7 protein-coding genes and 1 pseudogene are annotated in these 9,625 nt (G+C 49.5%); 6 read left to right on the top strand and 2 right to left on the bottom strand.

Annotation, left to right across the window (positions count from 1 at the left end; all coding sequences use genetic code 11):
* The 4 genes and pseudogenes from ACLQ7H_RS05705 to ACLQ7H_RS05690 all read left to right on the top strand — a co-directional run.
* A pseudogene (locus ACLQ7H_RS05705) lies at positions 1 to 133 on the top strand (patatin-like phospholipase RssA); the annotation flags it as partial.
* 105 nt (positions 134 to 238) lie between these two features.
* On the top strand, positions 239 to 1,252 hold the full coding sequence (gene rssB / locus ACLQ7H_RS05700) for a two-component system response regulator RssB (RefSeq protein WP_411751839.1): 1,014 nt from the start codon (positions 239 to 241) through the stop codon (positions 1,250 to 1,252).
* A 376-nt stretch (positions 1,253 to 1,628) separates the two neighbouring features.
* Positions 1,629 to 2,972 (top strand): UDP-glucose dehydrogenase family protein, encoded by a 1,344-nt coding sequence (locus ACLQ7H_RS05695; protein WP_411751838.1) that lies wholly within the window; start codon positions 1,629 to 1,631, stop codon positions 2,970 to 2,972.
* Positions 2,973 to 2,981: 9 nt separating this feature from the next.
* The gene (locus ACLQ7H_RS05690) at positions 2,982 to 3,992 is read left to right on the top strand and encodes an NAD-dependent epimerase (RefSeq protein WP_411751837.1); all 1,011 of its coding nucleotides are present in this window, start codon (positions 2,982 to 2,984) and stop codon (positions 3,990 to 3,992) included.
* 171 nt (positions 3,993 to 4,163) lie between these two features.
* Here ACLQ7H_RS05690 and hns read toward each other — a convergent pair whose 3' ends face one another.
* Positions 4,164 to 4,571: a histone-like nucleoid-structuring protein H-NS gene (hns, locus tag ACLQ7H_RS05685; protein ID WP_024486694.1), complete on the bottom strand. Its 408-nt coding sequence runs from the start codon at positions 4,569 to 4,571 to the stop codon at positions 4,164 to 4,166.
* Positions 4,572 to 5,447: 876 nt separating this feature from the next.
* Here hns and ACLQ7H_RS05680 point away from each other — a divergent pair.
* Positions 5,448 to 6,032, top strand: a complete 585-nt coding sequence (locus ACLQ7H_RS05680; protein ID WP_411751836.1) for a thymidine kinase — start codon at positions 5,448 to 5,450, stop codon at positions 6,030 to 6,032.
* Positions 6,033 to 6,195: 163 nt separating this feature from the next.
* Here ACLQ7H_RS05680 and adhE read toward each other — a convergent pair whose 3' ends face one another.
* On the bottom strand, positions 6,196 to 8,871 hold the full coding sequence (adhE, locus tag ACLQ7H_RS05675; RefSeq protein WP_411751835.1) for a bifunctional acetaldehyde-CoA/alcohol dehydrogenase: 2,676 nt from the start codon (positions 8,869 to 8,871) through the stop codon (positions 6,196 to 6,198).
* Positions 8,872 to 9,390: 519 nt separating this feature from the next.
* Between adhE and ACLQ7H_RS05670 the strand changes: the two genes are divergently transcribed.
* Positions 9,391 to 9,625 (top strand): MarC family protein (locus ACLQ7H_RS05670; protein ID WP_411751834.1); only part of this gene is annotated, 235 nt, incomplete at its 3' end.

Genomic DNA, 9,625 nt, shown 5'->3' with positions numbered 1-9,625 from the left:
CGTGCTGATCCAGCCGTATTGCCCACAAATATCCACCCTGGATTTCCATCGCGCCAGCGAGGCGATAGAAGCGGGCCGGTTGGCGGTCGAAAAACAGATAGATGTTTTGGCGCCGTTGATAAAAAATAAATGATTACCCTTTGTTAGGGTGGAATGATGCTATCGGGCGTATTTTCGACAAGCACAAGTGCTCATTATGAGCCACTATTACAACATCAAAAGGGAAGAGGCTGGGTCGATGGCATTACCACTGATAGACAAGCGCATCTTAATCGTTGAGGACGAACAGGTTTTCCGTTCTGTGCTTGTAGGTTATCTTGCATCCTTGGGGGCGCAAACCAGCGAGGCGACTAATGGCCTTGTGGCGTTGAGTGCGGTTGAAGAGTTCGCTCCCGATCTGATCCTGTGCGATCTCGCGATGCCGGAAATGGACGGCATTGAGTTTGTTGAGCATCTGCGTTTGCAAGGGGTAAAGATCCCGGTATTGGTGATCTCAGCGACCGATAAGATGGCGGATATCGCCAAAGTGCTGCGGCTCGGCGTACAGGATGTGCTGCTGAAACCGTTGGCCGACCTCAATCGACTGCGCGAAGCCGTGCTGGCTTGTCTCTACCCCAATATGTTTACTTCACAGGCGATAGAAGAAGCTGAGTTGTTCCAGGATTGGCAGGCATTAAGCCAAAATCCCTCCGAAGCCGTGAGGTTACTCAAGCAGTTACAACCCCCGGTGCAGCAATCTATTGCCGGTTGCCGTATTAATTATCGGCAATTAACCACCAGCGAAAATCCAGGTTTGGTGCTGGATATCGCTGCGTTGTCGGATAAAGATCTGGCATTTTATTGCCTGGATGTTACCCGTGCAGGAGATAATGGCGTGATGGCTGCCTTGTTATTACGTGCGTTATTCAACAGCTTACTACAAGATCATTTAGCCAATCAACAGCACCGCCTGCCGCAAATGTCTGCATTGTTAAAGCAAGTTAATCAATTATTGCGCCAAGGCAAGTTGGAAGGCCAATTTCCGCTGTTGGTGGGCTATTATCATGCCGAATATAAGAATCTGGTGCTGGCCTCCGCCGGTTTGCATGCCAATGTAAATACAGGAGATAATCTGATTCAATTAAGTAATGGCGTACCCTTGGGAACGCTGGGTACCACTTACATGAATCAAATTAGCCAACGCAGTGATGCCTGGCAGTGCCAGGTATGGGGCAACGGAGGGCGGTTACGGCTGATGTTGAGTGCTGAATAAATCATCAATGGAACTCCCGCAATTGTCTCTGCCTAGTCTCTGTCTTCGTCGTTTTCATAGGTAGTTGTCTTAATTTATTGCTATTTGAGCTTGGGGTAATACTCAGCGGATGTAAGCTGGTATACTTTGCGGGTTTTTCGTATGACGGATTAAGCGCACAATTTGACAGCGAAAATAGAGCCGCATAGATCGTCAGGACCCCAATAGCCATTTGTGGGTGATAAGCCCGTTTGTGAGCTCTTTGACCCATAGCGTGTCGAGACGAAAAGACCACCCAATACGGGTAAGAATTGTTGGTTTGTCTGCGACCCAAGGTGGCAGACAAACAGAAGTGGCTTGATAACTTTTTGTTAAATTTGAAAATTAGGACTTCCCGATGAAAGTAACCGTTTTCGGTATTGGCTATGTTGGCCTGGTACAGGCAGCCGTGTTGGCTGATGTGGGTCATGATGTCATGTGTATCGACATCGATGAACATAAGGTCGAAAACCTAAAAAAAGGCAATATTCCGATTTTTGAACCGGGCCTGACTTCGTTGGTACAGCAAAACTATGAAGCTGGTCGTCTGCATTTTACTACCGATGCGAAGGCGGGTGTTGCTCATGGCGCTATCCAGTTTATCGCCGTGGGGACGCCACCGGACGAAGATGGTTCTGCCGATCTGAAATATGTCACCGCCGTGGCCCGCACCATCGCCGAGCATATGACAGATCGCAAAGTGGTGATCGATAAGTCAACCGTACCGGTAGGTACCGCTGATAAAGTTCGCGAAGTGATGACTGAAACGCTGCGCAAGCGCGGCAGCGATGTGGCGTTTGATGTAGTCTCCAACCCTGAGTTCCTCAAGGAAGGGGCTGCTGTTGCCGACTGTATGCGCCCTGAACGCATCGTGCTGGGTACCGACAACAAAGACGTTATCGAGCCATTACGTGAGCTTTATGAGCCGTTCAACCGTAATCACGACCGCATGATCCTGATGGATATCCGTAGCGCCGAGCTGACCAAATATGCTGCCAACTGCATGCTGGCTACCAAAATCAGCTTCATGAACGAAATCTCCAATCTGGCAGAGATGCTGGGTGCGGACATTGAAAAAGTGCGTCAGGGGATCGGTTCGGATTCACGTATTGGCTATCACTTTATTTATCCAGGCTGTGGTTACGGCGGTTCCTGTTTCCCGAAAGACGTTCAGGCGCTAATCCGCACCGCAGAGCACATCGGTTATCAACCGAAACTGTTGCAGGCGGTAGAGCAGGTGAACAATCAGCAGAAATATAAGCTGACCCAGTTCATCCAGCAACATTTCGCCAATGATGTCAAAGGTAAAACCTTCGCCCTGTGGGGCTTGGCATTTAAACCTAATACCGACGATATGCGTGAAGCTTCCAGCCGCGTGCTGATGGAAACCTTGTGGGAATTAGGCGCTACCGTACAAGCCTATGATCCGGAAGCCATGGCTGAAGCGCAGCGTATCTATGGTCAACGTGCCGATCTGAGACTGATGGGGACCAAAGAAGCGGCGTTGCAGGATGCTGATGCGTTGGTGATCTGTACCGAATGGCAGAATTTCCGTGCTCCGGATTTTGATGCGATTAAAACGGCCTTGAAACAGCCCGTCATTTTTGATGGCCGTAACCTGTTTGATCCAGAACGCCTGCAAGCGCGTGGCTTTACTTATTATGGTATTGGCCGTGGCGCATCGATTAAGCCGGTCATCTAAGAGGTGAGTATGAAATTCCTGGTTACAGGCGCTGCAGGGTTTATTGGTTATCACGTGACGGAGCGTCTGCTAGCCATGGGGCATCAGGTTGTCGGTATCGACAACCTGAATGATTATTACGATGTCAGCCTGAAACAGGCACGGCTCGACATGCTGGCTAATCAGCCAGCATTTCAATTTATCAAACTGGATTTGGCCGATCGCAACGGAATTGCCGAGCTGTTTGCGGAGCATCGGTTTGAGCGGGTCATTCACCTCGGTGCCCAGGCCGGAGTGCGTTATTCGCTGGATCACCCCTTGGCTTATGCGGATTCCAACCTGATTGGCCATTTGAACATACTTGAAGGGTGTCGACATAATAAGGTCGGGCATTTGCTGTACGCGTCTTCCAGCTCGGTTTATGGCCTGAATCGCAAGCTGCCGTTTTCGACGGATGACTCAGTCGATCACCCTATATCCCTGTATGCCGCAACAAAAAAAGCCAATGAGCTGATGTCTCACAGTTATTCGCATTTATATGGTCTGCCAACCACCGGCCTGCGTTTTTTCACCGTATATGGCCCTTGGGGGCGTCCTGACATGGCGCTGTTTAAATTCACCAAGTCGATATTGGCCGGTGAAAGCATTGATGTATATAACCATGGTGAGATGCATCGTGATTTTACTTACATTGATGATATTGCCGAGGCGGTAGTGCGCTTGCAGGCCATTGTTCCTCAACCCAATGCCAATTGGACGGTGGAACAAGGGTCTCCAGCCAGCAGCTCTGCACCTTACCATGTCTATAATATCGGCAATAGTAGCCCTGTTAAGCTAATGGAATATATTCGTGCTCTGGAGTCGGCGTTAGGCATCACGGCGCACAAAAATATGCTGCCGATGCAGCCGGGTGACGTTTTGGATACCAGCGCAGATACCGAGGAGCTGTACCAGACTATCGCGTTTAAACCTGCGACCACTGTTGATGAAGGGGTTAAACGGTTTGTCGATTGGTATAAGGCGTTTTATAACGTTCAGTAACCGAACGATAGACGGGTAAAATAAAGGGGCTTAGGCCTCTTTTTCTTTTCCTGTCCGTCAGAATTTTACTAGTTAACCGCGGGATAAAGCGCATGAAGGCCAAGGTGATTACCGTGGCTGCACAGCAAAAAGGCTCCCAGAGGGAGCCTTTTGAAGGTAACTAAAATGCTATTACAGCAGGAAATCGTCCAGGGATTTGCCTTGCTCTTCGATAGCTTTTTTAATCACGGCTGGAGTACGGCCCTGGCCAGTCCAGGTTTTCATTTCGCCGTTTTCGTCTTTATAGTGGTATTTAGCTGGGCGTGCAGCACGCTTTGCTTTACCCGCGGCTTTGGTAGCAGCCATAGTTTGCAGCAGTTCGTTTGGATCAATACCGTCTGCAATCAGCATTTCGCGGTATTGTTGCAGTTTACGAGTGCGCTCTTCAATTTCTGCTTGAGCTTGGCTGTCTTCTTCGCGGCGTTCGTTAACAACAACTTCCAGCTTCTCCAGCATCTCTTCCAGCGTTTCCAGGCTGCATTCTCTTGCCTGTGCACGTAGAGTACGGATGTTGTTCAAAATCTTCAATGCTTCGCTCATTGTTCTAGTCTCAAATTATATTAGTGGGGGGCGTGACGATAATAATAGAGTGCTCTTTTCTTTTCTGCAATAGCCAAATTGAAAGAGTGACTAAATTTATCTTTAAAAAACCGATATTGAGAACTGTCCGACTAATAACATAGGGGAAACATGCTTTTATCCTCCCCCGATTTTTAAGCCAAATTCTCCAGCCGGCAGGCATAATCGCCGAGCTTAAAGTCATTTTTGCCAGCTTGACATAATTATGTCCTATAACCGTATCGGTAAGGATTGGTGTCCATAATCACCTCCCCAAAAGGACTAGTCCCGTAAAGAATGGGGGTATGGCGGTAAAGGCTCTCCAGGAGATAGTAAGTTGTTAAGTGTTCCAATTAACCGGGTAGTCATCGCTGAAAACACATTTAATTGCATTGTTGGCGGGTGGGGCAGGGCAGGCTGTTTGCTCGCAAGCAGGACATATCCGTCTGAGCATTAATGAGTTTAGTTAATCATTAACAATAATTAATTGTGCTTGATAAACCACTGCAATCTGTAAATAGATGTAAAAATGTCCGTTGCGCGTGTAAAGTGTTTCACATGAAACTCAGCTTATGGCTATTTTCTTAGGTCAAGATAATGTCAGCCCGTTTGCTGAGTCTGGCCACGGTCTATGCTACACTGTCAACCTGCACCTTTCGACAGTATATACCCGGTGTTTCTCAGACTGCAGCGTTGTTAACCGCGATAGACTAATCTGCTAAGGGCGAATATATTCTCCCGGCATGGCAAGGGCGTCATGTAGGGCGTCAGCAAGGCCAAGAGATGAGTCAACGGGTTGACCGGGGGCAACAAGAAAGTCTTAGGGTATATATTTTAAACCATTGGAGTCGCAGCCGCATGGCTCAACTTTATTTTTATTATTCCGCTATGAATGCGGGGAAATCGACGGCACTGTTACAATCTTCATATAATTATCAAGAACGTGGTATGCGTACGCTGGTGTTCACCGCGGAGATCGACCACCGCTTCGGCGTGGGCAAAGTGAGTTCGCGGATTGGGTTGTCATCCCAAGCACAGCTTTATAATAACGCCACTCAACTGTACTCCATGATTAATCAGGAGCATCAGCAGCAGCCCGTGCATTGTGTACTGGTGGATGAAAGCCAGTTCCTGACCAAAGAGCAGGTTGAAGAACTTTGTGAGGTGGTCGACCAACTGGATATTCCGGTGCTGTGTTATGGCTTACGCACGGACTTTCTTGGAGAACTGTTTGTTGGCAGTCATCATCTGCTGGCCTGGGCCGATAAACTGGTCGAACTGAAGACCATTTGTCATTGCGGGCGTAAAGCCAATATGGTGCTGCGCCTGGGCGAAGACGGCAAGGCGATGCATATAGGGGAGCAGGTGGTGATCGGGGGTAACGCAAGCTATGTTTCGGTATGCCGCAAGCACTACAAGGAAGCGATCAAGGCTCCTGAGTGATATTGTGCCAGAAGCGCTGCAGAAGGCCTGTGCGGCGTTTTTGGATGCTACCCTATAGGGTCAGTTGGTATTGCTATCCAAATAGCGTAGTGCTCAGGGAGAGCAGTTTTACCGCGCATAAAAAAACCCGCCATTCGGCGGGTTTTGACCATTCAGAGAACGGTTATTTCTTGGACTTTTTTTCCGCTTTAACGGCAACGGGTGCCGCAACTACCACCTCTTCTTCAGTCGCTTCGCTGAATTCGCGACCGTAGAAGGTATCCATCAAGATTTGCTTGAGTTCGGCAATCAGCGGATAACGTGGGTTAGCCCCGGTACATTGGTCATCAAACGCATCTTCAGACAGTTTGTCGACCTTGGCCAGGAAGTCGGCTTCTTGCACGCCAGCTTCGCGGATCGAGGTTGGGATACCCAACTCTGCCTTGATTTCATCCAGCCATTTCAGCAGTTTTTCGATCTTCTGTGCGGTGCGGTCACCGGCAGCGCTCAGACCCAGGTGGTCTGCGATCTCTGCGTAGCGCCGACGTGCCTGAGGACGGTCATACTGACTGAATGCGGTTTGCTTGGTCGGGTTGTCGTTGGCGTTATAACGGATAACGTTAGAGATCAACATGGCGTTAGCCAGACCGTGCGGGATGTGGAACTCAGAACCCAGTTTGTGGGCCATTGAGTGACAAACACCCAGGAAGGCGTTGGCAAACGCGATACCGGCGATGGTAGCAGCGTTGTGTACACGCTCACGAGCAACCGGGTTTTTCGCCCCTTCGTGATAGCTGGCTGGCAGATATTCTTTCAGCAGTTTCAGTGCTTGCAGCGCCTGGCCGTCTGAGTATTCGTTGGCCAGTACGGAAACGTAGGCTTCCAGGGCGTGAGTGACCGCATCCAGGCCGCCGAAGGCGCACAGGGATTTAGGCATGTTCATCACCAGGTTGGCATCGACAATCGCCATGTCCGGGGTCAGAGCATAGTCAGCCAGTGGGTATTTCTGGCCGGTGGCGTCATCGGTTACAACCGCAAACGGCGTGACTTCTGAACCGGTACCTGAAGTGGTGGTGACGGCGATCATTTTCGCTTTCACGCCCATTTTCGGGAACTTGTAGATACGCTTACGGATGTCCATAAAGCGCAGTGCCAGATCTTCGAAGTGGGTTTCCGGATGTTCGTACAGCACCCACATGATTTTCGCAGCGTCCATTGGTGAACCACCACCCAGCGCGATGATCACGTCTGGTTTGAAGGAGTTCATCTGCTCGGCACCTTTACGCACGATACTCAACGTTGGGTCGGCCTCTACTTCAAAGAACACTTCCGTTTCCATACCGTGCGATTTGAGAACTCTAGTGATCTGATCGGCATAGCCGTTATTGAACAGGTAGCGGTCGGTAACGATGAAGGCGCGTTTTGCCCCATCGGTAGCCACTTCTTCCAGCGCGATTGGCAGTGAGCCACGGCGGAAGTAGATTGATTTAGGAAGTTTATGCCACAACATGTTTTCTGCTCGCTTCGCTACAGTTTTCTTGTTGATCAAATGTTTTGGGCCGACGTTTTCAGAGATGGAGTTACCACCCCAGGAACCGCAGCCCAACGTCAGCGACGGAGCGAGTTTAAAGTTGTACAGATCACCGATACCACCATGAGAAGCTGGGGTGTTGATCAGAATACGCGCGGTTTTCATTTTGTCGCCAAAATACTCAACGCGTGCAGTCTGGTTATCTTGATCGGTGTACAGGCAAGAGGTGTGACCGATACCGCCCATGGCGACCAGTTTCTCGGCTTTGCTGACGGCGTCTTCAAAGTCTTTGGCACGGTACATCGCCAGGGTAGGCGACAGTTTTTCGTGAGCGAACGGCTCAGATTCGTCAACCAGTTTCACTTCACCGATCAGGATCTTGGTACTGGCTGGCACTTTAATACCGGCCATTTCAGCGATTTTTGGTGCCGACTGGCCAACGATAGCGGCGTTCAGGCCACCGTTTTTCAGGATGATGTCCTGAACGGCTTTCAGTTCTTTGCCCTGCAGCATGTAGCCGCCGTGGGAAGCGAAGCGTGCGCGCACGGCATCGTATGCGGAGTCAACCACGATCACGGACTGTTCAGAAGCACAGATCACACCGCTGTCGAAGGTTTTTGACATCAAGATAGAAGCCACTACGCGTTTAATGTCGGCAGTTTCGTCAACCACCACTGGAGTGTTACCAGCACCAACGCCGATAGCAGGTTTACCAGAGCTATAAGCGGCTTTCACCATGCCTGGGCCACCGGTTGCCAGGATCAGGTTGATGTCTGGGTGATGCATCAGCTGATTGGACAGGTCAACCGTTGGTTGGTCGATCCAGCCGATGATGTCTTTTGGTGCGCCAGCCGCGATGGCAGCCTGCAATACGATATCTGCGGCTTTGTTGGTGGCGTTCTTGGCACGTGGGTGCGGGGAGAAAATGATACCGTTACGGGTCTTCAGGCTGATCAGCGCTTTGAAGATGGCGGTAGAAGTCGGGTTGGTGGTTGGCACGATACCGCAAAGCAGGCCAATAGGCTCAGCTATAGTAATGGTACCGAAAGTTTCATCTTCGGAGAGGATCCCGCAGGTCTTTTCGTCTTTATAGGCGTTATAGATGTATTCAGAAGCGAAGTGGTTTTTGATGACTTTGTCTTCAACGATACCCATGCCTGATTCTTCAACGGCCAGTTTAGCCAGAGGAATACGGGCATCTGCGGCGGCGAGGGCAGCGGCGCGGAAGATCTTATCAACTTGCTCTTGTGAGAAGTTGGCATACTCGCGCTGGGCTTTTTTGACACGTGCAACAAGCTCGTTCAATTCAGCGACATTCGTTACAGCCATGATGCTCTCCTGATAAATGTTAAACTCTTTCAGTAAATAAGCCGTTCGAGGAACTAGTATAGACACCTGACAGGAAGGCGTCTGTTACATCATGAGACTGTTCCCGCAGTTAGCGACCCATACTGCTGATTTACTTAAAGAGCTTTACCAAGTGCAAGTTGGTAGTAGGCAAGCGAGACAGAAATCGGTTTCCATACCTTGTGCTACCTTTTGACTACGACTAAGAGCTTAACTATTCCTGAGTAGATATTTTGTGATGTACGTCATAAAAACTACAGGCTGACACCTTTCAGCTATCATTTATTGAGAGTCATTATCAACAAGGCGTTTAACGGTGATGAGATGATACTGAATAACAGCAAACAACATACAAGACATTAACAATAGAGATTTGTTTTGTAACATTCTATTGGGATAGGGAAAAATGCTGTCTGGGTGGATGGATTAGCGGGTGCAATTCCATTACATTAGCGCGCATCGGCAGTGTCTCTTTTTACAGTTATCTATGCGGAGTTTTTCGTGGGCCAATCTCTGTTGGATTTTTCCGGCTACATCAAGTTCTTTGTCGGCCTGTTTGCGCTGGTCAACCCGGTAGGTATTCTGCCGGTGTTTATCAGTATGACCAGTTATCAGGCCGAGGTCGGGCGTAACAAAACCAACCTGACGGCTAACCTGTCGGTGGCAATTATTTTGTGGACCTCGCTGTTCCTGGGTGAGGGTATATTGCGTATGTTCGGCATTTCCATCGATTCTT

The organism is Serratia sp. (in: enterobacteria), from assembly GCF_046715635.1.
GTDB lineage: Bacteria > Pseudomonadota > Gammaproteobacteria > Enterobacterales > Enterobacteriaceae > Chania.
The sequence above is the reverse complement of the archived record's forward strand: the minus strand, read 5'-3'. Positions and strand labels throughout refer to the sequence as shown.

What these genes read in the sequence shown, in the direction of transcription:
- rssB (WP_411751839.1), top strand. Translation starts at nt 239, where the DNA reads ATGGCATTACCACTGATAGACAAGCGCATCTTAATCGTTGAGGACGAA.
- ACLQ7H_RS05695 (WP_411751838.1), top strand. Translation starts at nt 1,629, where the DNA reads ATGAAAGTAACCGTTTTCGGTATTGGCTATGTTGGCCTGGTACAGGCA.
- ACLQ7H_RS05690 (WP_411751837.1), top strand. Translation starts at nt 2,982, where the DNA reads ATGAAATTCCTGGTTACAGGCGCTGCAGGGTTTATTGGTTATCACGTG.
- hns (WP_024486694.1), bottom strand. Translation starts at nt 4,571, where the DNA reads ATGAGCGAAGCATTGAAGATTTTGAACAACATCCGTACTCTACGTGCA.
- ACLQ7H_RS05680 (WP_411751836.1), top strand. Translation starts at nt 5,448, where the DNA reads ATGGCTCAACTTTATTTTTATTATTCCGCTATGAATGCGGGGAAATCG.
- adhE (WP_411751835.1), bottom strand. Translation starts at nt 8,871, where the DNA reads ATGGCTGTAACGAATGTCGCTGAATTGAACGAGCTTGTTGCACGTGTC.